This window comes from Eudoraea sp. (assembly GCF_039969275.1).
Classification (GTDB): domain Bacteria; phylum Bacteroidota; class Bacteroidia; order Flavobacteriales; family Flavobacteriaceae; genus Eudoraea.
In genome coordinates this window covers 571,096-596,200 of the sequence record NZ_JBDVOC010000010.1, presented here as the reverse complement: position 1 = coordinate 596,200, position 25,105 = coordinate 571,096, and the positions used below count along the sequence as shown (strand labels likewise).

The 25,105-nt window shown below is 37.4% G+C and carries 21 protein-coding genes; 12 read left to right on the top strand and 9 right to left on the bottom strand.

What is annotated here, in order from left to right; all coding sequences use genetic code 11:
* The first annotated feature begins 88 nt into the window (after positions 1–88).
* The 5 genes from carA to ABJH90_RS10495 all read left to right on the top strand — a co-directional run bounded on the left by carA (position 89) and on the right by ABJH90_RS10495 (position 6,283).
* Entirely contained in the window at positions 89–1,216 is a 1,128-nt protein-coding gene (gene carA, locus ABJH90_RS10515) for a glutamine-hydrolyzing carbamoyl-phosphate synthase small subunit (RefSeq protein ID WP_348139080.1), read from the top strand.
* A 99-nt stretch (positions 1,217–1,315) separates the two neighbouring features.
* Complete coding sequence (gene eno / locus ABJH90_RS10510) at positions 1,316–2,605, top strand: phosphopyruvate hydratase (protein ID WP_348139078.1); 1,290 nt, start codon at positions 1,316–1,318, stop codon at positions 2,603–2,605.
* 297 nt (positions 2,606–2,902) lie between these two features.
* On the top strand, positions 2,903–4,186 hold the full coding sequence (locus ABJH90_RS10505; RefSeq protein ID WP_348139076.1) for a citrate synthase: 1,284 nt from the start codon (positions 2,903–2,905) through the stop codon (positions 4,184–4,186).
* 19 nt (positions 4,187–4,205) lie between these two features.
* Positions 4,206–5,120 carry an arginine deiminase family protein gene (locus tag ABJH90_RS10500; RefSeq protein WP_348139074.1) on the top strand — a complete coding sequence of 305 codons (915 nt, stop codon included), beginning with the start codon at positions 4,206–4,208 and terminating at the stop codon, positions 5,118–5,120.
* A gap of 230 nt (positions 5,121–5,350) precedes the next feature.
* Positions 5,351–6,283 (top strand): arginine deiminase-related protein, encoded by a 933-nt coding sequence (locus tag ABJH90_RS10495; RefSeq protein ID WP_348139072.1) that lies wholly within the window; start codon positions 5,351–5,353, stop codon positions 6,281–6,283.
* Positions 6,284–6,311: 28 nt separating this feature from the next.
* On the opposite strand, the gene ABJH90_RS10490 is transcribed toward ABJH90_RS10495, so the two are convergent.
* Both ABJH90_RS10490 and ABJH90_RS10485 read right to left on the bottom strand, forming a co-directional pair.
* Positions 6,312–7,805 (bottom strand): carboxypeptidase-like regulatory domain-containing protein, encoded by a 1,494-nt coding sequence (locus ABJH90_RS10490; protein ID WP_348139070.1) that lies wholly within the window; start codon positions 7,803–7,805, stop codon positions 6,312–6,314.
* A 238-nt stretch (positions 7,806–8,043) separates the two neighbouring features.
* Entirely contained in the window at positions 8,044–8,469 is a 426-nt protein-coding gene (locus tag ABJH90_RS10485) for a hypothetical protein (protein WP_348139367.1), read from the bottom strand.
* A gap of 150 nt (positions 8,470–8,619) precedes the next feature.
* Between ABJH90_RS10485 and argS the strand changes: the two genes are divergently transcribed.
* Entirely contained in the window at positions 8,620–10,407 is a 1,788-nt protein-coding gene (gene argS / locus ABJH90_RS10480) for an arginine--tRNA ligase (RefSeq protein ID WP_348139068.1), read from the top strand.
* 73 nt (positions 10,408–10,480) lie between these two features.
* Here the strand turns inward: argS and ABJH90_RS10475 are convergent, their stop codons facing one another.
* From ABJH90_RS10475 to ABJH90_RS10465, 3 genes are all read right to left on the bottom strand, one after another.
* A complete protein-coding gene (locus ABJH90_RS10475; protein ID WP_348139066.1) occupies positions 10,481–13,069 on the bottom strand; it encodes a carboxypeptidase-like regulatory domain-containing protein in 2,589 nt (862 codons plus the stop codon).
* Positions 13,050–13,961: a FecR family protein gene (locus tag ABJH90_RS10470; protein ID WP_348139064.1), complete on the bottom strand. Its 912-nt coding sequence runs from the start codon at positions 13,959–13,961 to the stop codon at positions 13,050–13,052. The genes ABJH90_RS10475 and ABJH90_RS10470 overlap by 20 nt, the downstream gene beginning before the upstream one ends.
* A 105-nt stretch (positions 13,962–14,066) precedes the next feature.
* A complete protein-coding gene (locus ABJH90_RS10465; RefSeq protein WP_348139062.1) occupies positions 14,067–14,564 on the bottom strand; it encodes a sigma-70 family RNA polymerase sigma factor in 498 nt (165 codons plus the stop codon).
* A 125-nt stretch (positions 14,565–14,689) separates the two neighbouring features.
* Between ABJH90_RS10465 and ABJH90_RS10460 the strand changes: the two genes are divergently transcribed.
* The 5 genes from ABJH90_RS10460 to ABJH90_RS10440 all read left to right on the top strand — a co-directional run bounded on the left by ABJH90_RS10460 (position 14,690) and on the right by ABJH90_RS10440 (position 20,921).
* Complete coding sequence (locus ABJH90_RS10460; protein ID WP_348139060.1) at positions 14,690–16,477, top strand: hypothetical protein; 1,788 nt, start codon at positions 14,690–14,692, stop codon at positions 16,475–16,477.
* Positions 16,478–16,649: 172 nt separating this feature from the next.
* Positions 16,650–17,978 carry a signal recognition particle protein gene (ffh, locus tag ABJH90_RS10455; RefSeq protein ID WP_348139058.1) on the top strand — a complete coding sequence of 443 codons (1,329 nt, stop codon included), beginning with the start codon at positions 16,650–16,652 and terminating at the stop codon, positions 17,976–17,978.
* Positions 17,979–18,007: 29 nt separating this feature from the next.
* Positions 18,008–18,892 (top strand): bifunctional methylenetetrahydrofolate dehydrogenase/methenyltetrahydrofolate cyclohydrolase FolD, encoded by an 885-nt coding sequence (folD, locus tag ABJH90_RS10450; protein ID WP_348139056.1) that lies wholly within the window; start codon positions 18,008–18,010, stop codon positions 18,890–18,892.
* Between the two features lie 92 nt (positions 18,893–18,984).
* Positions 18,985–20,721 (top strand): alpha/beta hydrolase-fold protein, encoded by a 1,737-nt coding sequence (locus ABJH90_RS10445; RefSeq protein ID WP_348139054.1) that lies wholly within the window; start codon positions 18,985–18,987, stop codon positions 20,719–20,721.
* A gap of 11 nt (positions 20,722–20,732) precedes the next feature.
* The gene (locus ABJH90_RS10440) at positions 20,733–20,921 is read left to right on the top strand and encodes a hypothetical protein (RefSeq protein WP_348139052.1); all 189 of its coding nucleotides are present in this window, start codon (positions 20,733–20,735) and stop codon (positions 20,919–20,921) included.
* Between the two features lie 7 nt (positions 20,922–20,928).
* Here the strand turns inward: ABJH90_RS10440 and ABJH90_RS10435 are convergent, their stop codons facing one another.
* The 4 genes from ABJH90_RS10435 to ABJH90_RS10420 form a co-directional block, all read right to left on the bottom strand.
* Positions 20,929–21,351 (bottom strand): VOC family protein, encoded by a 423-nt coding sequence (locus ABJH90_RS10435; protein WP_348139050.1) that lies wholly within the window; start codon positions 21,349–21,351, stop codon positions 20,929–20,931.
* Positions 21,352–21,361: 10 nt separating this feature from the next.
* Entirely contained in the window at positions 21,362–22,225 is an 864-nt protein-coding gene (locus ABJH90_RS10430) for an alpha/beta hydrolase (protein ID WP_348139048.1), read from the bottom strand.
* A gap of 192 nt (positions 22,226–22,417) precedes the next feature.
* Positions 22,418–22,972 carry a hypothetical protein gene (locus tag ABJH90_RS10425; RefSeq protein ID WP_348139046.1) on the bottom strand — a complete coding sequence of 185 codons (555 nt, stop codon included), beginning with the start codon at positions 22,970–22,972 and terminating at the stop codon, positions 22,418–22,420.
* 6 nt (positions 22,973–22,978) lie between these two features.
* Positions 22,979–24,508, bottom strand: a complete 1,530-nt coding sequence (locus tag ABJH90_RS10420) for a helicase HerA-like domain-containing protein (RefSeq protein ID WP_348139044.1) — start codon at positions 24,506–24,508, stop codon at positions 22,979–22,981.
* Between the two features lie 57 nt (positions 24,509–24,565).
* On the opposite strand from ABJH90_RS10420, the gene ABJH90_RS10415 reads away from it, so the two are divergent.
* The gene (locus tag ABJH90_RS10415) at positions 24,566–25,018 is read left to right on the top strand and encodes a Rid family detoxifying hydrolase (protein WP_348139042.1); all 453 of its coding nucleotides are present in this window, start codon (positions 24,566–24,568) and stop codon (positions 25,016–25,018) included.
* Positions 25,019–25,105 lie beyond the last annotated feature (87 nt).

Below are 25,105 nucleotides of genomic sequence, written 5' to 3'. Positions count from 1 at the left end.
ATAAAATCTTTAATATTTAATAAAGGATAGACTTAAAAGTCTATCCTTTTTTTATGTTTATTTGTCAAACGTAATCTTATTTAACAATATGAAGTATCAATCTAAAAAGAAAGCACTATTATTATTGGAAGACGGGACTATTTTCTTTGGTAAGGCAGTAGGTAACAAAGAAGGATCTGCATATGGAGAAGTTTGTTTTAATACCGGGATGACGGGTTATCAGGAAATATTTACAGATCCTTCCTATTTCGGTCAACTCATGGTTACAACAAATGCTCACATAGGTAATTATGGGACCAATATGGATGAGGTGGAATCCGGTTCTGTAAAAATAGCGGGATTGATATGTAAGAATTTCAGCTATGAGTACTCAAGACCCATTGCAGATCATAGTCTAGAGGAATTTTTGGACGCAAGCAATCTTTTCGCTATTTCCGATGTAGATACCAGAGCCCTGGTAAGCCATATTCGGGATCAGGGTGCTATGAATGCCGTAATCTCTACGGAAGTAGAAGACATAGACAGCTTAAGGGAATCCTTAAAAAAAGTGCCTAATATGGAAGGATTAGAACTTGCTTCGAAAGTATCAACCACAGAACCTTATTTTTTTGGAAACGAGAATGCTCAATACAAAATAGCAGCCCTGGATATTGGAATAAAAAATAACATTTTACGTAATCTGGCTAAAAGAGATGCTTATATAAAAGTCTTTCCTTATAATGCTACCTATGAGGATATGAACGAATGGCAACCTGATGGTTTTTTTATTTCCAACGGGCCCGGAGACCCGGAACCTTTGCATGAAGCTGTTGAGGTAGCTCGTAAGATAATGGCTAATGATAAACCTTTATTTGGTATTTGCCTCGGTCATCAGGTTATCGCGTTGGCTAATGGGATATCTACGTATAAAATGCATAATGGTCATAGAGGGATAAACCATCCGGTATTGAACCTTTTGACAGGCAAAGGTGAAATTACCTCCCAAAATCACGGGTTTGCCATAAGCAGGGCAGAAACGGAATCTAATCCGGAAATTGAAATTACTCATGTCCATCTAAACGATAAAACCGTGGCCGGTATAAGGCTGCAAAATAAAAATGTTTTTTCAGTTCAATATCACCCTGAAGCCAGCCCGGGACCTCATGATGCAGATTATCTTTTTGATCAATTTTTTGAAATGATCGCTGCCACAGTTAATAAAGATACATTGGTTTAAGGAATTGTTATATTCTGGTCTTTATAAGACTCAATATTGCGTTGTGTCCATCAGCCTTTTGTATCTTTGTTAAATAATTCAACCTTAAAATTTAGCAATATGAGTACCATAATTGATGTGCATGCAAGACAGATTCTGGATTCAAGAGGAAATCCAACTGTAGAAGTAGATGTTATAACCGAAAATGGCGTTTTAGGACGCGCTGCAGTTCCTTCCGGTGCTTCTACTGGTGAACATGAAGCCGTTGAATTACGTGATGGAGGGAAGGCCTTTATGGGAAAAGGTGTTACCAAAGCCGTAGAAAATGTCAATAATAATATAGCCAAAAAAATAGTTGGGATGTTGGTCTTTGATCAAAACCTAATAGACCAGACCATGATAGACCTGGATGGTACTCCAAATAAATCCAAATTGGGAGCCAATGCAATCTTAGGAGTGTCTTTAGCAGTAGCTAAAGCGGCTGCCAATGAGCTTGGAATGTCCCTGTACAGATATGTAGGTGGTGTTAGCGCTAATACTTTACCGGTGCCTATGATGAATATAATTAATGGTGGTTCGCATTCAGATGCGCCTATAGCCTTCCAGGAATTTATGATTATGCCAATCAAAGCAAAAAGCTTTTCGCATGCTATGCAAATGGGGACTGAAATATTTCATAATCTTAAAAAAGTATTGCATAGTAGAGGTTTGAGCACTGCAGTTGGTGATGAAGGTGGGTTTGCACCTACACTGGATGGTACAGAAGATGCTATAGAGACTATTGGACTAGCGGTTAAAAATGCCGGATATTCTTTTGGTGATGAGGTTATGATTGCACTTGATTGTGCTGCTGCAGAATTCTACGAGAATGGTAAATACGATTACACCAAATTTGAAGGAGATTCGGGCGCGATTCGCACCTCAGAAGAACAGGCAGCGTATTTGGCCGATCTCAGTAAAAAATATCCTATTATATCTATTGAAGACGGGATGGATGAAAACGACTGGGATGGATTTAAGACATTAACTGACATGATTGGTGATAGCGTTCAATTAGTTGGAGATGATTTATTTGTTACCAATGTAGAAAGATTATCAAGGGGAATTAAGAACGGCATTGCCAATTCAATACTGATAAAAGTTAACCAGATTGGTACGCTTACAGAAACGATTGCCGCTGTGAATATGGCTAAAAATGCGGGATATACTTCCGTAATGTCTCACAGGTCAGGTGAAACTGAAGATAATACTATTGCGGATTTAGCCGTAGCACTTAACACCGGTCAGATAAAAACAGGTTCGGCTTCCAGAAGTGATCGTATGGCTAAATATAACCAATTGTTGCGGATAGAAGAAGAACTGGGTGATGTGGCCTATTATCCGCAGGAAAAAGCATTTAAGTTAGGATAGAGATAATCCTCAAAATCACAAAAGCCTTTCTTCTAAGAAGGGCTTTTTTGTTGAAATGAATATATTAAAATAGCCGGATAATAAATCTCGAATTCGAAAACTATTTGAATAAGAATTAATCGGTGTGGGAGTACTATTTGAATCTAAATGAAAATGGTCATTCAAACTTTAAAGTGGCTGTTATTTAGAACAACTATTTTCTTTAATTTTTACACTTCTTATTCGCCTCAGTAATTGTTAACGTCCTTCCTTTTTCTTAAATTTACACTACTCGTTCTATAAATCAAAATCAAGCACATGTCAGAAAAAGCTACATTGCAAGTTAATGGGGAAAAGTATGAATTTCCTGTTGTTGAAGGCACTGAAAATGAATTAGCCATTGATATTAAAACACTACGTTCGTCTAGTAGTATTATCACCCTGGATCCGGGTTACAAGAATACCGGTTCATGTGAAAGTGCTGTTACTTTTCTAAATGGGGAAAAAGGCATTCTGAGGTACCGTGGATATGCTATTGAAGAATTGGCAGAGAAAGCAGATTTCCTGGAAGTTGCCTACTTGCTTATTTTTGGAGAATTGCCAAATGAGGAGCAATTAATAAAATTTGATAAAGACATTAAAGCAGAGTCCCATGTAGATGAAGAAATGAAAAAAATCCTTGATGGATTTCCCAAATCTGCACATCCGATGGGTGTATTATCTTCATTGACGAGTGCTCTGATCGCTTTTAACCCAAGTTCTGTAAACGTGTCTTCAGAGGAGGATATGTATCACGCAATAGTTCGGATTTTAGCAAAATTTCCCGTATTGGTCGCCTGGACACTGCGCAAGAAAAAAGGACTTCCATTGGAATATGGAAGTAGCTCATTGGGTTATGTGGAAAATATTCACAAAATGATGTTTAGAAGGCCTGATCAAGAATATCACAAGAATGAAATCGTAATTGAAGCTTTGGACAAACTATTAATTCTTCATGCAGATCATGAACAGAATTGTTCTACGTCCACTGTTAGAATAGTTGGATCGTCTCACGCAGGATTATTTGCTTCGCTATCTGCTGGTATTTCTGCTCTTTGGGGCCCATTACATGGGGGTGCTAATCAAGCCGTACTTGAAATGCTTGAGGCGATTAATAATGATGGAGGTGATTCCAAGAAATACATGGCCAAAGCCAAGGATAAAAGCGATCCGTTCAGATTGATGGGATTTGGACACAGGGTTTATAAGAATTTCGACCCAAGGGCCAATATTCTTAAAAAAGCTGCAGATGAGGTTTTGGCAGATCTTGGGATTGCTGATCCCATATTGGATATTGCCAAAAGTCTCGAGAATGAAGCATTGGAAGATCAATATTTTGTAGATCGGAAGTTGTATCCAAACGTTGATTTCTATTCCGGAATCATCTATAGGGCTTTAGGGATACCTGTAGACATGTTTACGGTGATGTTTGCCTTAGGCCGCCTTCCCGGATGGATAGCCCAATGGAAGGAAATGAGGCAAAGAGGAGAACCAATTGGAAGACCGAGGCAAGTTTATATAGGAGAAAATTTAAGACCTTTTAAAGCATTGGAAAAACGATAGCTTTACATAGACAAAAAAAATGCTGCATTTAAACGTCTATGATGAGACATCCAGGTTAAGATCTGTATTATTGGGTACAGCTCAAAGCAATGGCCCAGTACCCAAACCGGAAGACGCTTATGATCCTAAATCTCTGGAACATATCCTGGCCGGTACATATCCCCATGAAGAAGATATGATTGAGGAAATGGAGGCGTTTGCCGCTGTTTTCAAGAAATATGACGTGGAGGTGTTCAGGCCTGAGATAATAACTGATTGTAACCAGATTTTTTCCAGAGATATCGCTTTTGTCATAGAGAATAAACTCATTAAAGCCAATATTCTTCCGCACCGTGAAGAGGAATTTCAGGCAATTCTCCATGTTCTCGAATTTATTGCCATAGAAAACATCTTATATCCACCTGAAGAAGTGCACATTGAAGGCGGGGATGTTATGCCATGGCATGAGTATATTTTTGTTGGTACCTATACAGGTCATGATTACCCTGATTATATTACTGCAAGAACCAATTGGGAAGGTGTTGAATACATCAAGAAGATGTTTCCGCACAAAAAGGTAAAACCCTTTGAATTGCGTAAATCAATCAGTCATCCAAAAGAAAATGCTCTTCATCTCGATTGCTGTTTTCAGCCCATTGGCCATGATAAGGCCATCATTCATAAAAATGGTTTCCTAATTGAAGAAGATTACGAATGGCTGGTTTCCCATTTTGGCAAGGAAAATATCTTTGAAATCACCGGAGATGAAATGTATCAAATGTTTAGTAATGTATTTTCCATAAGTCAGGATGTCATTGTCTCCGAAAGAAATTTTACAAGGTTAAATAATTGGCTTAGAGATCAGGGCTTTACTGTAGAAGAAATACCATATGCAGAGGTCTCAAAGCAAGGCGGGTTATTAAGATGTAGTACCATGCCTTTGGTCCGGGACTAGCACTTTTGTTCCACATATTCTTATAATTCATATTTGGCTTACTCGGGATGATTAGTTGCATTTACCCATTAATTTTACTTTCTCCTCATTTTATTTTTCAGCACTTCTTTATAAAAATATGATTAGTTATTAATATCCATTGCCATATAGTTCTGTTATACCATAAGTTGAAATTTGTAGCAAAATGATTTCGGAAATGGTTACTTTTATCCTGAATTTTTAACTAACTAATGAATCAGATTACCAACACCATTTTGATGATTCGTCCGGTACAATTTCGCATGAATGAGCAGACCGCGGTGAATAACTATTTTATGGAAGATATCGACCTCCAAAACAATGCAATTAACCTGAAGGCGCAGCAGGAGTTTGATACATTTGTTAATGTATTAAGGGCTAAAGGAATTGAGGTCATAGTAATTGAGGATACACCTGATCCCGATACACCCGATTCAATTTTCCCAAACAACTGGATTTCTTTTCATTCAAATGGTACAGTAGTTATTTATCCGATGTTTGCCGAAAATCGCAGAAAGGAGCGAAGAGAAGATATTCTCGATATTCTTGAAGCCAATGGTTTCCTGATAGAGAATATAATAGACTATACTTCTGCGGAAAAAGAAGGGCTTTTTCTCGAGGGTACGGGAAGTATTTTAATGGACCGTGTAAATCAAAAAGCGTATTGTGCACTTTCTGACCGTGCACATGAAGAACTGGTAATTGAGTTTTGTGAAGACTTTGAATGTACTCCGGTCATCTTTACTGCATATCAATCTGTTAATGGAGAGCGATTACCAATATACCATACCAATGTTATGATGAGTTTGGGCGAGGCCTATGCCGTAATTTGTTTAGACGCTATAGATGATAAGAAAGAAAGAAAAAACGTAATAAATCATCTGAAACAAGACGGGAAAGAGATTATTAGCATTACTGAGGAACAAATGCACCACTTCGCAGGAAATATGCTTCAGGTAGCCGGGGTGTCAGATCAACGTTATCTAATTATGAGTTCTGCTGCATATAATAGCCTCAGACCGGATCAGATAAGTATTTTGGAAAAGTACAACCCTATAGTGCATAGTACTTTAGATACCATTGAGACCTGCGGTGGCGGGAGCGCGCGTTGTATGATGGCAGAAGTGTTTTTGCCCAGACAATAGTTTTAAAACACTTCGGCCAAACTAACTCTTATTTATCAGATACTGTAAATTCCCGAATAGCCTTATTGGGTTCCATAATATCATATCCTTCCCAGAATTCAGGATTGTAACGGGAAAGGTATGTGGCCTTAACACTGTCATTTTCAACGGAATTGGAAAATTCCCCAGTACTTATTAGCTCAGAATCAAAGACAACTAATTCGTATTTCTCCGTATTGAAGTTAATAATATCCAGTTCCATAGACAATTCATTTTGCTTCCTTCTTCCCTTTACATGCTTGTTTTTCTCGATTACACTCAAAGGTCTTCTTACACCCATTTTACGACCGAATACCTTATCAATAAATCTCAAATCATACTTATTATTACTGCCCTTACTGAAAATTGTAGTTCCTTTATAAGTGATTTCCTCATAGGAGAAACCCAACAATTTTATTCTTTTCAATGAATTTACGTTCTCATAGTCTATTCGCATTATTGCAAAGTCTTCTATGTTTACATAGATTGTTCCTCTAAAATCTTCTGACCTTTTTGGGCCAAATTCTATCACATATACGCCTTCGTCTTCAAGGGCAGTAAAACCTTTTAATCTAAATTCATAACGGTTAGATTTGTCAATAAAATTTAGTTTGGTGTCATCATTATAGAAGAGTTCAGAATAAAGATCGTGCAGTTGATTTTTTTTGGATGAAAGAAAATGTTTATTGCCATCGTCTTTGAGTTCATCTTCTAACTCAGCAGCCTCGTCTGAAGAATCAAATATGGAATCTAACTCTACTTTTTGACCAAACCAGCCCGACTTAATTTTTAAATAGGAATCAGGTTTTACATTTTCTTTAAAAATGCGCTCTAATTTGGCGGAAAGAGCTTCCATAGAACCTTCATTATTTTTATCGTATAATTCAGCCGCCTTTTCTATGTATAAGCGGTGCTCGTCCGGTTTTCTGTAAAAATCACACAAACTTTCTGTATAATAGGATGCATTTCTTGGTAAAATGGAGATCACACTGTCCAGAAATTTTTTATTAAGCTCTTCTATAGTAGATTTTTCAAATTCAATATCCAGCTTAGTCATGGTATTGAGGCTCGATTGTCTAAAGAACAAGCGTTGTTTTATAGGTTCTCTATTATAATTAGTCGGTAAATATTCTTTCACTTTATCAATGATTTCATCAATACTGAGATCATTATTAAATAGATATACTTCATTTAGTTCAATAGCCTGTGGTTCTATATATATAACGCTATCCAAAGTGGCGTTGAAGTGGATAGCTGTTTTTTTATACCCCATACTGGATATATAGATGGAATCCTGCCGTTCCAGCCTGGGGTTTAAATTTATACTAAACCTGCCTTCCTCATTAGTAATAATGCCGCGATGCTCAGCAAATTGAATCGTTGCATAAGGAATACCTTCGTTAGTTTTGGTGTCTACCACCCTGGAGGAAATAGATTGGCAATGTACAGACATAGATGCAAGCAGGAATATGTAAAGAAAAATGTTAGAAATGGGTTTGCTCATAAGTCAAATTATTGATTACTGTTTCATCTAAGACGAGTTAACCTTATAAAACGTTACTAATTTTATAAAATATTTATGCTTTTGCCAGATTTCTCATCATGCCTCCAAAAATGAAATAATGAAAAGGATGTGTATTTAACCATAAACAATAAAACTTTGTGGACCAAAAGGTTCCAGTCATAGCTGATAACGACATCTCATAATATTCAATAGTTCCTGTTAACAGAATTTTCATCGATTATAAATCTTCAATAGAGGTTGGTAAATTGTCCGCTTTAAAATCCAATATTTTTTTAAAGAATTTCTGAATAGCTTTGGTATCCGATTTCACTTTTATAAAGTAATGGTCGCGAAAGATTGAATAAATAGCAAAATTACCTTTGTAGATAGTTAGCTTGTAATACGGAATTACCAGGGCATAGGTCTCTAAAAGGGCTCGGAATCGCACAATTATTCCTTTTGGACGCATTTCCACATTGCAACTATTCAGATTGTTATCTAAAAGCAGAAGATTTCCAATTTCAATACTGGTTTCGGTTATAAATAGTTTAGGGGAACCTATTCCTTTCATCGCCCAACGTTCTTTTAATGTAAAAGGTTTACCTACTTCACTATCAATTTTCTTTGTAAGATCTCTGTTATTATAGGATACGTTTACCAGCATGGCTTTAATTTTATTCAATAACATTACTTCTTAATTGTAGCTATTTCCAATAAAGTTGACGAAAACTCTATATTTTTGTAAACACCTAAGGCTACGAGCTATAAAAGTCTAAAAATTCATTAGTTTTGCAGCCTTAATTGGGGAAATTTTATGAATATTCAGGAGGTTATTCAGACGAAGGTAATAGAGGCAGTAGCTTCGCTCTATGATATTGCGATACCCTCGGTTGAATTTCAACCTACCAGAAAAGATTTTGAGGGCGATATCACCGTAGTCGTTTTTCCCATGCTTCGCTATATAAAGGGAAATCCGGAGCAAATTGGAATTCAAATAGGCACCTATTTGGAGAAGGAACTAAATGAGGTTAAGGGATATAACGTAATAAAGGGATTTTTGAATTTAGTAATTACCGATAATTACTATAAGAATTTCTTTGATTCCACCAAAGATGATCAGCGCTATGGGCGCGAGCCAGAACAAGATAGAAATGCTATCCTGGTTGAATATTCGTCACCCAATTCCAATAAGCCGCTGCATCTTGGTCATATCCGGAATAATTTACTCGGCTATTCTGTGGCAGAAATTCTAAAGGCTAACGGGAATAGGGTATATAAAACACAGATCATAAATGACAGGGGTATTCATATCTGCAAAAGTATGCTTGCCTGGCAAATGTTTGGGAATGGAGAAACTCCTGAAAGTACCGGATTAAAGGGCGATAAATTGGCAGGTTTGTATTACGTAAAATTTGACCAGGTCTATAAGGAAGAAGTGGAGAATCTTATCGCAGCCGGAAAGGATAAAACAAATGCCGAACGCGAAGCTCCAATGCTTCTAAAAGCCCAGGAAATGCTTCGAAAGTGGGAAGACGGAGACTCTGAAGTAGTGGAGCTTTGGAAAAAAATGAATGGCTGGGTATATAAGGGCTTTGATGAGACTTACACAAATTTGGGAGTAAACTTTGATAAACTCTATTACGAGAGTGAGACTTATTTGTTGGGGAAAGATGTAATTGCCGAAGGGATAGATAATGGAATATTTTACAGGAAGGATGACGGGAGTGTATGGATAGACCTTACTGCTGAAGGACTGGATGAGAAAATTGTTCTTAGGGCAGACGGCACCGCAGTGTATATGACACAGGACATTGGTACCGCTATTCAGCGTGTAAAAGATTTTCCAGATATTGGAGGAATGGTATATACGGTGGCTAATGAACAAGATTATCATTTTAAGGTATTGTTCCTAATCTTAAAGAAACTCGGTTATTCCTGGGCGCAACATTTATACCATCTGAGTTATGGGATGGTTGACTTGCCGGAGGGGAAAATGAAAAGCAGGGAAGGAACCGTGGTTGATGCCGATGATCTGATTAACGAAATGACCAATACAGCTGCCCAAATCTCTCAGGAATTGGGGAAACTCGATGATTACTCCGAAGAAGAAAGACAAAAACTATATCGCATCATTGGTCTGGGAGCATTAAAGTATTATATATTAAAGGTTGATCCTAAAAAACGAATTTTATTTAATCCTGAGGAATCGGTTGATTTTCAAGGAAACACGGGTCCTTTTATTCAATATACTTATGCCAGGATTCAATCTATTCTTCGGAAAGCAGACCTAAGCGCCAGTGATCTTATAAATAATCAGGGGCAGAATATTAAACTTCATACGAAAGAGAAGGAATTAATAAAGCTCTTGGAAATCTACCCTGAAACTGTAAATCTTGCCGCTGAAAATTACAGCCCGGCCTTAATTGCAAACTATACTTACGATCTGGTAAAGGAATTCAATTCATTTTATCAACAGGTCTCGATATTAGGTGAATCGGAGGAAGAGATAAAGGTATTTAGAGTACAGCTTGCAAAGAAAGTAGGGGAAGTAATTAAATCTGCTTTTCAGCTGCTTGGTATAGAAGTTCCTGTAAGAATGTAATGCATCCAAACAAAAGGACCATTTTCTGGGGTTTATAAAAGACTTCTTGTATATTTTTTTTGATCCAAAAAGGTTAAAAAGATACGCGAAAACTTAAATTGGGCGTGAATCCTAAGGAAACACTTTCAATGGTCACTATTTCATCCTGCTCGTTTAATCTGTAATAGGTATTCAATATGTTTTCCTTATTCAGAATATTTAATATGGATACGCCTGCTGTGGCCTTTACCCTTTTAGAAATGCTAAAGTTGTAAATTGCAGAGGCGTCAGCCCTCAAGTAATCAGGGAGTCTGCTACTATTTGGTTCCTGATAATTGATTGAGACTGGGAAAGTGGTAAAATCTATTCCGTCTGATCCTTCCTGTGGCTTTGTAAAAGGTTTACCTGTCCTGTAATTAATACCTATTCCAATTTTCAAATTTTCATAGGTATAGGTACTGGCAAAGGTTAGGGTATGGCGGATGTCCAGATTATTAGGAAAAACATTTGGAACGATATCCTCGAAGGTATAATTATTTAAATTATAGGCATAGCTCAACCAGGTACTGAAAAGATTGTTTTTGTGATTTATCAAAAATTCCAATCCTTTCACATCGTACTTTCCAATTTCACCATTGAACTGATTTTGGTTCTGAAAGCCCTGTGTTGTGGTACTGATGCCATTTACTTCTTTATAATACCCTTCCAGACCAATAAACCATTGTCCCTTATCATAATTTATTCCCATAGAGCCTTGTTTACTTTTCACTATGGGCAAATTTGGATTTCCCGGAACTGTATCATTCTTGTTGTTGGATAACATCCAGCGCCTTTTTTCTATTCCTAGAAAATTCTGTTCCAAATCAATTATTTGATTTGTGGTCTGGTTCTTAAACTCCCCTTTTACTTCTAATAGAAGATTTGGGTAGAGCGAATAACTTAGGTTTAATCGGGGTTCAACAATCAATTCATCAAAATATTGCACATTTACAATGTAATTCAATCGGCCACCTCCTCGGGCGACTAATTTCTTGTCAGGCGATACATAGGCAATTTCACTGTATAATGAATTTGTGCGTATTACGCCTTTTATGTTACTCTCATAAGGTGGTTGTGTAACATCGGTAAAATTGGTGATACCAACTTCTGAAAATTGATATCCATTGAGCCAATTTAAAGTAGGGGTGAGTTCGTAATTCGTATTTAATTTTATGGAGGTCTCTATTACTTCATTTCTTTGATCAAGGATTTGTTGACCATTGTTTATTCGGTTCTCAGAATCAAGATTATAGTTAGAATAATAAGCGATTAACTTTGTTGAGAACCTGTCTGTCCATTCACTTTCGAGATTTCCTCCAAAAGATAGATTGGTTTGATTCAGATTGCTCTGGTCTGTTCTTGCTGAACTTACTGCCGTTTCCGTGTAATCTAGATTGTTGTTGATATTAATAAAACTAAATCGGGCTTTATGTTGGTCATTAATATCATACAATATTTTGGCTGTAAAATCATAGAAATAAAATGTTTCATCCTGATTTATATCCACATCGCTGTTTGGGTTAGAACCCCCTTCAATTTCGGTATCCTGAAAGGCTCTTTTCGAAAACTGTTTATAGGTTGGGGTGTTTAGTATATCTGTAATGGAACGTCTTGCGGAAAATTGCAAAGCTAATTTATTTGAGATAGGAATCTGACCAAAGAGGTCACCGTTAATCATGTTTATTCCCGCGCCACCAAAGAAATTACCTGCGATTTTATTTATTGATTGCATATTAATGATTCCGCTTACACCATCTCCATATTCAGAGCTCGTCCCATCTTTGATTATGGTTACATGTTCAGTCAAATAGGGATTAAAGGCAGAAATTAATCCAAAAAAATGACCGGATTGATACATTTTAATATCATCCCAAAGAATAAGGTTCTGATCGTTTGTCCCTCCTCTTATATTAATGTCTGATACCGTCTCATCTATACTTTTTATTCCGGGAAGGGCCTGCACGGTTTGAAGAACGTCGGGTTCCAAAAGTCCCGGAAGAATACCAAATTCTTCGGTATTAAGAGTAATACTGCCATCAGTTTCTTTGGTAATTCCAGTGGTCAAAAATTTATAAATTACAACTTCATCCAGCTGTTGGTAGTTTAAACTGAATAATAAGGTAGTACAGGGATTTTTACTTACCAGATCCTCTGCGGTTACGTATTTTGGTTTAAAACCTATATGTTTTATTCGGATGGAAGCTTTTCTGGGGATATTATCCAGAGAAAATTGGCCGTTCATGTCTGTTACCGTAGAAATGCTACTGCCTAATACTTCTACTGACGCTCCAGATGTGGTATTCTCACTGTAATTATCCAGGACATATGCACAGATATCTACCGTAGTGCTTTTGGAGAGCGTATAGTAGCGTTCATTTAGTTTCTTAATGATTAATTGGGTCTGATTCCGGATATCATTTAATATACTCTCAAGAGAACTACCTTCGGGAGTATCTATAATCAAGGGTTGAAGGTCCTCATCAACATAAGAAAACTTTACATCAAAATCCTTCTCTAACTGCCGGATATAAGAAATCAGACTAATATTTTTTGAGAAGGTATCTACCTGTGCCCTGCCTGAAAAAAGGGCAAACAAAAGTATTAGGTATAAAAGTAGTATACTATTATGGCGCGTTTTCGGCATAGAATAGCACGTTGTTCCCCTCTAATTCATACTTGATCTGAGAAGGAGTACTAATACTCTGTAACGCCAAATTTATGTTTGTGTTGCTAAAAGAGCCGGTAAATAATTGCTCAAGATTAACATTTTCAGTTTTAACCTCAATGTTGTATTGTCTTTCAAACTCATCCAGGACATAATTCAACGGTATACTTGTAAAAGTACTTTCACTACTCATCCAAGAAGGAGTAGTGTTTACAGGAGACTCTGTTTTCAATACATTTCCATTAATTGCTATAAAAGAATTCCCGGCAGGAAGTTTTGTTTCTTCACCATTAAAAATGACACTTACCAGGCCTTCATAACAGGTAACCTCAAAAAAGCCTTTTCTATTTTCAACATTAAATTGAGTACCCAATACGGTAACTAAACCATCGTTGGTAGCAACCGTAAATTTTTGTCCTTTGGCAACCTTAAAGAAAGCTTCTCCTTCCAGGGAGATATTTCGTTCTTTATCCCAGTTTTTTTCACTATAGGTAATCCTTGAATCCGCATTTAAGATAATCTCCGAATTGTCCGGAAGTCTCACTTCATTGCGTTCTGCATACTGTGTAGAAACAGATTCATCTAAAGTTGAGATATAAAAGTAAGATGCTGCAAAAATAACTGCTATGGCAGCTGCAATGCGCCATAACTTTCGCATAGGATTCATCCTGATTACTTTAACATCTTTATTAAGTATATTGTTATTGAGATCATTCAAGGCCTTATCCATATCAAAATCCGGCGCCTCTAAAGTACCGCTGACCTTCATTAACTTCTCATAAGAAGCATACTCAGCAGATTTTTTAAATACTGCGAGTTCTTCCTCCGAGAGGTCATTATTCAGCCATTTTGCTAAGTAATTTTCTTGCATGATTTCTAACTTTATAATAGTAAAACAATTAATTCTAACAAAACCCTACCCTCAACATTAAAAATAATTCTAAATCATCCGGCATTTATTTCCCTGGACATGCCACTATAACCCTTCTATTTGATCTCTTAGCGCTTTTAAGGCCAGAGACATACGCTTTTCAATAGCTTTCACACTTACACCTTCCATCTCTGCTATTTCTGCATATTTTTTACCATCAATCCTATTTAACAAAAAAGTGGTTCTCTGATTTTCAGGAAGACTATTTAAGGCGCGATCCAGCTTTGCTTTATACTCTTTTTCTTCCATCAAGAATTCCGGAGATTCATAAGAAGTATTATTTGACCTGTCTGCATACTTTAAACGAACCTTTTCCGCTTTAATAACATTTAAATAAAGATTGTTTGCTATAGTATACACATAAGATTTTGCCTTTTCAGGACTAACTTTGGCACAATTCTCCCACAGTTTAACAAAAGCCTCCTGAACTACGTCATAAGCTTTCTCTTCGTTTCCGAATTTATAATATATATAGTTAAAAACCGTTTTGGAATTGGCTTTGAAGAGGGTACTGAACACTTCCTCCTCACATACGTTGTCCATAATATTAAAGTTCTTACAGTTGGTTCTGTTCCAAAGATATTTTAAAAAAAATTAAAAAAGGAGTAGGGTATTTTAAAATGTAATTGTTTTAAAGATGTACGAACAACAAATAAATCCAAATCGTTATGAAAAAGTTTTTAAAGTATTCACTGCAAACCCTACTTCTTGTAGTGGCATTTTCATTCAATGCCTGTCAGGAAGCATTTGAAGAATTACCACAACCGGACGAACAGCAAACTATTATTGCAAGTTCCTCTACAGCTAAGCTTATTGAAGATACCGCCTCCAATGACGGTTCCTTTGATAATATTGTTGATGGTGCCAGCTGCTTCGCGGTTGAATTTCCATATACTGTTATGGCAAATGGTGTTACGATTACCATTGAATCTAAAGAAGGCCTTCACTTAATTGAAGAAATATTTGATGAAATTGAAGGTGATGAAGATATTTTGGAAATTATTTTTCCAATTGTTATCACACTTGCCGATTATACCGTTATTGAAATAAACGGAATAGATGACCTGCGCGAATTGGCTAACGAATGTATTGAAGGTGGACAGGATGATGACATAGAATGTATAGATTTTGTTTATCCTATTACGATATACACGTTTGATCTCAATGAGGTTGAAACAGGTTCAGTTACTGTAGAGTCTGATAAAGATCTTAGAACATTTTTTGCCGGTCTGGACGAAAATGACTTAATCGGGATTGATTTTCCTGTAGCCATGGAACTTTACGACGGTACAAAGATTGAAGTAAGAAGTAATGCTGAATTGGCCAATGCACTTGAAATGGCTAAAGAAGCATGTGATGAAGATGACGATACTGATTATAACGATGATGATTTTACTCAGGAGCGTTTAGAAAATCTATTGGTAGAATGTCCATGGTTGATTCATGAGGTTGTCAGAGATGAAGTTAATCAAACTGATCAGTACTTTGAATACTTAATGATTTTTACTGAAGATGGTGGTGTTACGGTTAAAGATAGAATGGGTAACAACATAATTGGAACCTGGAGTACACGGGTTACTGACCATGGAATTGCTATTAAACTTGAATTTGATGTATTGGTAGACTTTAACCTTGAATGGTTTGTTTATGAACTTGGTGAAGGAAAAATTAAGCTCTACTCTGAAGGCGGTAACAGAATCATTATGAGCATAGCTTGTGATCTTTTTAATACCGACCCCAATACCCTTAGAGAGATCTTGAAAGAATGTAGCTGGGTAATAAAAAAGGTGAAAAACCAGGGTGAGGAAATAGACAGATTACTTGGTTATGAGTTTAACTTTATGCCAGAAGGTTTACCTGTAGGTACTGTAACCCTTGGTAACGGTGAAAACACCTCTGAAGGAACATGGGAAATTATCATGAATGATCAAGGAAGGCTTGTGATGGCAATTACTATGGGATCAGAACCAGGAGTAAGCTTTGAATGGCCATTATCTGACTTAAGAAATGACAGATTGAAGTTTGAAGTTGAAGATATAGGTTACGAGCTTGTTCTACAAAGAGTTTGTGATGACAATAATAACGATGGTGATGTTCTTGGGATCAGAAACATGATGATGGGCGGTGATTGGATGGTTGCCCTTTATGAAGACGGTGATATGAATGAAACTGAAAATTATATGGGTTACACCTTTAATTTTATGGCTAATCATCTAATATCTACCACACTTTCTGAAACTGGTGCTTCTTATCCGGGACTGTGGCGAGTGCTTCGAAATAGCGATAGTAAACTTAAAGTATACCTGAACTTCGGAGATGTAGATCCTCTTGCTGAACTTACAGACGATTGGGAATTAGTGTCTATCACTAATGACCGGATAGAATTGAAACATGTAAGTGGCGACAATGTCGGTACAGCTGAAAAAGTGAGTACGCTGATTTTTGAAAAGCAATAGACAAATCCTTAATAGGAAAAGTATTTAAAATACCTTATTTGCCCCCCTATTTTGCTGAAAAGGGTAGCTTCTAACAGAAGTTACCCTTTTCTCTTTTATATTTCTTTCTTCAGTCTTCCATCATCCCATTGTTATTATTAAATTTGCACTTCGCCATAATTAACATAAAAAGATGTTTGATAATTTAAGTGATAAGCTGGATAAAGCCTTACATGTCTTAAAAGGGCATGGCCAGATTACGGAAATTAATGTTGCAGAGACCACTAAAGAAGTAAGAAGAGCCCTTCTGGATGCGGATGTTAATTTTAAAATAGCCAAGGAATTTACAAATAGAGTAAGAGAAAAAGCCTTAGGTCAGAATGTTTTAACCAGCTTACAGCCCGGCCAGTTAATGGTCAAAATAGTTAAGGATGAACTTACCCAGTTAATGGGAGGGGATACAGAAGACATTAATCTTTCCGCTAATCCATCCGTTATTCTTATGTCTGGTCTTCAGGGATCTGGTAAGACTACCTTTTCAGGCAAGCTTGCGAATTACCTAAAGCAGAAAAAATCTAAAAACCCTTTATTGGTAGCCTGTGATGTTTACAGACCCGCAGCTATTGATCAGCTGCATATTGTAGGAGAACAGATAGGAGTGGAGGTGTTTTCAGATAAGGAAAATTCGGATCCGGTGGCCCTTGCCAAGGCCGGATTGGCTCATGCTAAAAGTAATGGTTTCAATGTCGTAATTATTGATACCGCAGGCCGGTTGGCTATTGATGAGCAGATGATGACCGAAATTGCAAATATCCGCGATGCCGTAAAACCACAGGAAACCCTCTTTGTGGTAGATTCCATGACAGGTCAGGATGCGGTGAATACGGCAAAGGCATTTAATGATGTGCTAAATTTTGATGGCGTTATTCTAACCAAACTGGATGGGGACACACGTGGTGGTGCGGCCATTTCTATTAAATCTGTGGTTGATAAACCCATTAAATTTATTGGTACAGGGGAGAAGATGGATGCTATAGATGTATTTCACCCGGCACGTATGGCCGATAGAATACTGGGAATGGGTGATGTTATTTCTTTGGTAGAACGAGCGCAGGAGCAATTTGATGAGGAAGAAGCTCGCAAAATTCAGAAAAAAATTGCCAAGAATAAGTTTGGTTTTGATGATTTCCTCAAACAGATACAACAGATCAAGAAGATGGGCAGCATGAAAGACCTCATGGGGATGATACCGGGAGCAGGTAAGGCCCTAAAAGGAATGGATATAGATGATGACGCATTTAAACATGTTGAAGCCATTATTCACTCAATGACTCCCGATGAAAGATCCAATCCTTCTAAACTTGATGCCAACAGGAAAAAAAGAATCGCCAAGGGCAGTGGACGAACTATACAGGAAGTAAATCAATTGCTAAAGCAATTTGACCAAATGAGTAAAATGATGAAGATGATGCAAGGGGGTGGTGGCAAAAAAATGATGCAGATGATGCAGAATATGAAATAATAGTTTTTAAATCAATAATTAGTTAATAAATGACCCTTCTCAACGGAAAAGAAATTGCAAATCAAATTAAAGATGAAATAGCCGCTGAGGTTGGCGAGATTAAATTACGTGGGGAAAAAGTTCCTCATTTAGCCGCTGTACTTGTTGGTAATGACGGCGCCAGCCTTACCTATGTTGGAAGCAAGGTACGCTCATGTAAACGCATAGGTTTTGAATCTACTCTTAAACATTTACCAGAAGACACTTCAGAAGATGAATTATTAAAACTGGTCAATGAACTCAATACCGACCCTGAAATCGATGGTTATATAGTGCAATTGCCTTTGCCTAAACACATTGATGAACAAAAAGTGTTAATGGCAGTGGATCCGGATAAGGACGTAGATGGTTTCCATCCTGCAAATTTCGGTAAAATGGCCCTGGATATGGAATCTTTTATATCTGCTACCCCGTTTGGTATTATGGAATTATTAAGAAGGTACGAGGTAGATGTTGAAGGGAAACACGCTGTTGTTATCGGCCGCAGCCATATTGTGGGCAGGCCTATTAGTATATTACTTAGCCAGAAAGGTAAATTTGCCAATGCCACAGTAACCTTAGCGCATAGTAGGACAAAAGACATCAAAGCCTTAACCTTACAGGCAGATATTATCGTTTCTGCCTTGGGAGTTCCCGGCTTTCTAACTGAAGATATGGTACGTGACGGAGCTGTTATTATTGATGTTGGAATTACAAGAGTTCCTGATGAGAGCAGAGAGAGAGGTTATTACATAACAGGGGATGTTGATTTTGAGGCTGTTAGTAAAAAAGCATCTTATATAACACCCGTTCCCGGTGGAGTGGGCCCTATGACCATTGCAATGCTTTTGCAAAATACACTCCTGGCGCGTAAAAGGCGTACTCAAAAAAAATAGCAAAATTCTCTTTTTAATCTGGCCGGAATAATGAGTTGAGAAATTTGATGATTTAAGGGAAATGAGTACCTTTTGTCGCAAATCCAACTTCTATGTTCAAACCTGTTTTTATTCTTAGTATTCTAATTATTTGCTTGTCGGGATGTCAATCGGCTGAAGAAAAAACATCCGAGTTCACCGTTAAAGTTTCATTCTCTGATAATATTAGTGCCAAGGCACAAGATGGTCGTTTACTGCTTATGCTATCTACTAGTGATGAAGATGAACCGCGTTTCCAGATAAATAGTGGACTTAACACACAGTTAATATTTGGGATTAATGTAAACGGAATGGCACCAAATGTTGAACAGGCTTTTGATGCTTCAGACCATGGATTTCCGTACGCAAGTTTAGCAGAGTTACCCCCGGGAGAATATTGGGTACAAGCTTTATTACATGTTTATGAAGCCTTTAATTTGAGCACTGGTCATACTGTAAAATTACCTATGGATAATGGAGAAGGACAGAAATGGAACAGGTCTCCCGGAAACTTATACAGCAAACCAATTAAGGTTAATATTACAGCTGAAGGTGCGCAGGAGTTAAAAATAGTAATGGATGAAATTATTCCACCTATTGAAGAACCTGAAGATACAGAATGGATAAAACACATTAAGATGCGTTCCGAAAAACTTTCAGAATTTTGGGGAAGGGATATCTATTTAGGAGCACATATCCTACTTCCAAAGGGTTTTGATGAGCACCCGGAAGCAAAATATCCGCTCATGATATTCCATGGGCATTTCCCAAATGATTTTGGAGGATTCAGAACTGTTCCGCCAAATCCTAACCTTGAACCGGATTATGCTGAGCGCTTTAAGGTTTCAGGTTATAATATCATACAGCAACAGGAAGCCTACGATTTTTATAAAAGATGGAACGAACCCGATTTTCCAAGGTTCCTGATCATTGAAATACAACATCCTACCCCATACTATGACGATTCATATGCCGTGAATTCTGCCAGTCAGGGTCCTTATGGCGATGCCATAACCCATGAACTCATTCCATATATTGAAAAAGAGTTCCGGGGCATGGGCGAAGGCTGGTCTCGTTTTTTATACGGAGGCTCTACAGGAGGCTGGGAGGCACTTGCGGTTCAGGTTAAATACCCGGAAGAATATAATGGTTGTTTTGCTGCCTGTCCAGATCCTATTGATTTTAGTGCCTACGTCCTTACCAATATTTATGAAGATGAAAATGCATATTATTACAAAAGCGACCATAAAATGCTGGAAGTGCCTGCTCATAGAGACTATTTAGGTCAGATCCAATCTACCGTACGTGACGAGAATCATCTGGAATTGGTTTTGGGAGATAAATCGCGCTCCGGTCAGCAGTGGGATATTTGGGAAGCCACCTATTCCCCTCAGGGAAAAGATGGTTATCCTGAACGCATATGGGATAAAAAGACGGGAATTATAAATCCTGATGTAGCAAATTACTGGAAAGAGAATTATGACCTCCGCCACATTCTGGAAAGGGACTGGGATAAGCTGGGCGAGAAGTTAAAAGGTAAAATTAATATTTACTGTGGGGATATGGATAACTATTATTTAAACAACGCGGTTTATAAAATGGAGGAATTCCTTGAAAATACCTCCGATCCTTATTACGATGGAGAAGTTTTATACGGTGACAGGGCAGAACACTGCTGGAATGGTGACCCAAAGGAACCCAACCATATTTCCAGGCTAAGGTATAACAGCATGTATGTTCCTAAGATAATGAAACGAATAGCAGAAAGTGCTCCCCCCGGAGCGGATCTAAAAAGCTGGAGGTATAAATAGATTGAATTATCATGGATAAAAAGAAATTCACAAGCCAGGTACTGGCCGCTATTTTTTTATATACTTTATTTTCCTGGATTCTTGGAAAAGACTATTCTATGGAAGCTATTTTTAGTGAATTGAAAGAAGGAGTAGTTTTTGGTGTAATCTACGGCATTGTCATGTGGTTATGGTACAGGTATAAAAAAAAGACTAAGTAATTTATGTTTATTTGGCAAATAACTGCCCCATATCTTTAAAAGCCTTGAACTCCAGGGCATTTCCAGCCGGGTCCAAAAAGAACATCGTAGCCTGTTCCCCTACTTGTCCCTCAAAGCGAATATATGGATCAATAACAAAAGATATTCCTTTATCTTTCAATTCCGCCGCAAAAAGGTGGAAGGTATCCCAAGGTAATACCACCCCATAGTGAGGCACCGGAACATCTTTCCCATCCACCGGATTAGAATGCAACTCTTCTTTCGACTTTGGTTTGTAATGGATTACTAGCTGATGACCAAAAAGATTAAAGTCAACCCAATGCTCGCTACTTCGTCCCTCTTCGCATTTAAGGACTTCTCTGTAAAAAGTTCGGCATTCGTCCAGGTTATGCACAGGAATCGCGATGTGAAATGGTGAAATAGTTGACATAGGAAGAGATTTAAGCACTAAAATTAGCCCTTTTCTTTGATTTCAAAAAATCTATAATTTGATTATTTACATCGTCTTGATGCATAGAATGTCCTAATCCCCGGGTGCTAATTAGTTTACTGTTTGTCCAATTAGCATGCACTTTTTCTGAGTTGTGATAGGGAGTTATCGGATCTTCTATGTCGTGGATTAGTAATCCTTCAATTTTTAGCTCCTGAACAAAACGTGAAATGGAAAAATCCCAAATTCCAAATCCAAAATGGGCACGAAAATAATCGTCCAGAGCAGAAAGCACATTGTTATTGAACCCTAACAAATTTTGATAGTGTTCCATGAGTTCATATAATTCGGATGGGGAGCCGATGGTTATGATCTTTCGAATGGAATTATGTGGATAAACGTATTGGTGATACAAGGCCGCCATACCTCCAACGGAATGCCCGATTATAAAGGTGGGTTTATAATGTTTAACAATATGATGCGTACACTCTGCATATAACGGAACATTAAAAATTCCCCCGGATGAATTCCCGTGGGCAGGAGCATCAAAAGCAACTATAGCAAAATTTGCTTCACTCAGAAAACTTATCAGGTTGCGCCAGCGAAAAGAATTACTCTCCCAGCCGTGGAGCAATAAAACGGTTTCTTTAGTTCCGGCCCAGGAATAAGTTTGTATTTGCTTACCACCTACTTCAATCATTATATCCTCGGCTTGTTTTAAAAAGGAAGCTTGTAAGGGAAGCACTTTGCCTTTTCGGGGTGAACTAAACAGAGTAATAGCCTTTTCTCCAGCCAGTTTTTTTGAAAAAAGAGCAAGTATATTAAAATAGGCCCCATAAGCCCGTGCAAGAATACTATTTACTAATTTTTTCATTTTGCTATCAAATTTACCAGATGGGTGCAAAAATACAGCAATACCGTCATTGATAACCTGGCCAAAAATAAAAATTGATGGGGTTTAGATCGTATTGAATTCAATTGATTTTTTTAGCATCCAGTTTATGGAAACACAGGAATATTATCAATTCACAGCAATCTTTTGCAAGAATTTAGTCCAAAGCCCATTTCATTCCCATCCAACCATCATGTATTTGATTTTGGCATTATCGGGGATTTGCACTTCTTCAATATTAATACTGGTATCATATCTCAGACTTGCCGGTAATTCTTCTTTATCAATGGTGAAATACACATCGCTATTCTCAATAAATATAATTACATTATTTAAAGAGGTTACTATTTTCTTAATGATGTATTTATCTTTTATTTCCTTAAATGTACTTTCGAGTCCAATTCCTTTTTCTGTTTTAAATCTGGGGTCTAACACACGTATTATCCCAATTTTTGGAATACTATCACCATTTGGGGTTAAAGTCAGCAATTGCTGTCCCCCTTTTGCATAGACTTTTATAGTATTAGAATTAGACACCAAGGTGGGCTGCGAAGTATCCTTTACTATTGAATCATTGCTATAAATACTTTCCAGTTCACTTACAGGACTGGTTCGCATTAATTTTCCAACTTGTGAATTATTAATCAAAAAGTTGGGATCTCTCTCCTTTTTACAATGTGTTAGGATCAATGCAACTACTAAAAGGGATATAAATTGAATGTTTTTCATATAATGTTATCGGATCACTTTTTTTAATACCCCCAATACACCCCTAATAAAGGTTGCACTGGTTAAAACTTTTATAACCGGATTTTGACGTGTACTTCTCCGTGTTGTAGCTCTTCTTGTAGATGTTTTTCGTGTTCGAATTTCTTTTTCTTTTTCTGCCTCCTTCTCAGCTTCTATTTCAGCCCTTTCTATTTTTTCATTTAAGATCTCGTAAGCACTTTCTCTATCAATAATATCATTGTATTTCCTTACCAGTTTTGAATTATTAATTACGGAATCTAATTCACTATCAGATAAAACATCCATACGGCTCATTGGGGCACGTAACATTGTGGCAGCAAGTGGGGTTGGCCTTCCTTTTTCATCTAATACGGTAATAAGTGCCTCCCCGATGCCTAATGAAGTTATTACTTCTTTGGTGTCATAATACTCTGAGATAGGATAGTTTTCCGCGGTTAGTTTAATTGCCTTGCGATCTCTTGCCGTAAAGGCTCTCAGGGCATGTTGAACTTTCAATCCTAATTGGGCGAGCACTGCGTTGGGTACGTCTGTTGGATTCTGTGTAACAAAATAAAGTCCAATACCTTTAGAACGAATTAGTTTTACGATACTTTCTATCTGGTCCAATAAGGCATCTGAAGCTTCTTTAAAAATTAAATGAGCCTCGTCTATAAAGAAAATCAGTTCAGGTCTGTCACTGTCTCCCTGCTCGGGGAATGTGGAATATATCTCTGCCAATAAACTCAGCATAAATGTGCTGAATAATTTAGGTCTGTCTTGTATGTCTGTTAAACGAACAATATTTATGTAACCTCTTCCATTTTCATCAATACGTGTAAGGTCTTCCACGTCAAAGGATTTCTCGCCAAAAAACAAATCGGCTCCCTGTTGTTCCAATTCTATAATTTTCCTTAGAATAGTTCCTGTTGAGCTTGTTGAAATTCTTCCATATTCCTTTGCAAACTCTTTTTTACCAGTTCCCGTGGCATATTGCAAAACCTTTTTGAAGTCCTTCAGGTCTAATAAAGGAAGTTTGTTATCATCACAATATTTAAAAATAACGGCTACAATTCCTTCCTGTGTTTCGGATAAATCCAGGATACGGGAAAGTAAAATGGGTCCAAATTCTGAAACAGTCGCACGGAGTTTTACGCCATCCTGTTCTGAAAGGGAAAGAATTTCAACCGGAAAGCTTTTGGGTTCAAAAGGAAATCCAATCTTCGCGTGTCTTTCATCTATTTTAGGATGTCCTGGGCTGGGCTGGGCTATCCCGCTTAGGTCACCCTTTAAATCCATTAAAAGTACTGGGATTCCTTTATCAGACAGGTTTTCCGCAATTACTTGTAGTGTTTTGGTTTTACCTGTCCCGGTGGCACCAGCTATTAGCCCATGTCTGTTCAGGGTCTTTAAGGGAACTTTTACATAAGCTCCTGATACGGTTTCTCCTTCTAACATTGCCGCACCCATTGTCACAAAATCGCCCTTAGTTGTATACCCTTTCTCTATATGTGCAAAGAATTCTTCTTTGGTGCTCATTTGGTCTATTTTTGATAAAAATAGGGTAATTTTAACCAACAATAAAACCAAAATCGAATGAAAAATTATTTACAATTATTTACTATTCTCTCATTAGTTTGTTGTTCAACGTTGAGTTCGCAGGAAGATTCGGTTATTACTTTTCACCAATCTCATGAGGAAAAGAAAAGAAGTGCACCATATAGTGATGCTGTAGAAGCCGGAAATCTATTTTTCCTTGCCGGTCAAATAGGAATGGATCATACTACCAGAACTATGGTTGAGCCCGGAATTAAAACGGAAACGGAACAGGCAATTAAGAATATACAGGCAGTATTAGAGCATCACGGACTAACCTTAAGCAATGTTGTGAAATGCACGGTGATATTGAGTACTATAGATGATTTCTCAGCATTTAATGAAGTTTATTCCAAATATTTTACAAAGAAACCTGCGCGAACAACTTTTGCTGCCAGTGGCCTGGCCAGAAATGCGAAGGTGGAGATAGATGTAATAGCCGTTAAAAATTGAATTTATTCAGGAAGTAACACTGGCTAATCAATTACTCATTTATTTCCGGAAATTACATTTAAAATACCGTCTTCTATATGTTATCTT

Bases quoted from the DNA above. Each gene is read 5' to 3' on its own strand.
- carA (WP_348139080.1), top strand. From the start codon at position 89: ATGAAGTATCAATCTAAAAAGAAAGCACTATTATTATTGGAAGACGGG.
- eno (WP_348139078.1), top strand. From the start codon at position 1,316: ATGAGTACCATAATTGATGTGCATGCAAGACAGATTCTGGATTCAAGA.
- ABJH90_RS10505 (WP_348139076.1), top strand. From the start codon at position 2,903: ATGTCAGAAAAAGCTACATTGCAAGTTAATGGGGAAAAGTATGAATTT.
- ABJH90_RS10500 (WP_348139074.1), top strand. From the start codon at position 4,206: ATGCTGCATTTAAACGTCTATGATGAGACATCCAGGTTAAGATCTGTA.
- ABJH90_RS10495 (WP_348139072.1), top strand. From the start codon at position 5,351: ATGAATCAGATTACCAACACCATTTTGATGATTCGTCCGGTACAATTT.
- ABJH90_RS10490 (WP_348139070.1), bottom strand. From the start codon at position 7,805: ATGAGCAAACCCATTTCTAACATTTTTCTTTACATATTCCTGCTTGCA.
- ABJH90_RS10485 (WP_348139367.1), bottom strand. From the start codon at position 8,469: ATGCTGGTAAACGTATCCTATAATAACAGAGATCTTACAAAGAAAATT.
- argS (WP_348139068.1), top strand. From the start codon at position 8,620: ATGAATATTCAGGAGGTTATTCAGACGAAGGTAATAGAGGCAGTAGCT.
- ABJH90_RS10475 (WP_348139066.1), bottom strand. From the start codon at position 13,069: ATGCCGAAAACGCGCCATAATAGTATACTACTTTTATACCTAATACTT.
- ABJH90_RS10470 (WP_348139064.1), bottom strand. From the start codon at position 13,961: ATGCAAGAAAATTACTTAGCAAAATGGCTGAATAATGACCTCTCGGAG.
- ABJH90_RS10465 (WP_348139062.1), bottom strand. From the start codon at position 14,564: ATGGACAACGTATGTGAGGAGGAAGTGTTCAGTACCCTCTTCAAAGCC.
- ABJH90_RS10460 (WP_348139060.1), top strand. From the start codon at position 14,690: ATGAAAAAGTTTTTAAAGTATTCACTGCAAACCCTACTTCTTGTAGTG.
- ffh (WP_348139058.1), top strand. From the start codon at position 16,650: ATGTTTGATAATTTAAGTGATAAGCTGGATAAAGCCTTACATGTCTTA.
- folD (WP_348139056.1), top strand. From the start codon at position 18,008: ATGACCCTTCTCAACGGAAAAGAAATTGCAAATCAAATTAAAGATGAA.
- ABJH90_RS10445 (WP_348139054.1), top strand. From the start codon at position 18,985: ATGTTCAAACCTGTTTTTATTCTTAGTATTCTAATTATTTGCTTGTCG.
- ABJH90_RS10440 (WP_348139052.1), top strand. From the start codon at position 20,733: ATGGATAAAAAGAAATTCACAAGCCAGGTACTGGCCGCTATTTTTTTA.
- ABJH90_RS10435 (WP_348139050.1), bottom strand. From the start codon at position 21,351: ATGTCAACTATTTCACCATTTCACATCGCGATTCCTGTGCATAACCTG.
- ABJH90_RS10430 (WP_348139048.1), bottom strand. From the start codon at position 22,225: ATGAAAAAATTAGTAAATAGTATTCTTGCACGGGCTTATGGGGCCTAT.
- ABJH90_RS10425 (WP_348139046.1), bottom strand. From the start codon at position 22,972: ATGAAAAACATTCAATTTATATCCCTTTTAGTAGTTGCATTGATCCTA.
- ABJH90_RS10420 (WP_348139044.1), bottom strand. From the start codon at position 24,508: ATGAGCACCAAAGAAGAATTCTTTGCACATATAGAGAAAGGGTATACA.
- ABJH90_RS10415 (WP_348139042.1), top strand. From the start codon at position 24,566: ATGAAAAATTATTTACAATTATTTACTATTCTCTCATTAGTTTGTTGT.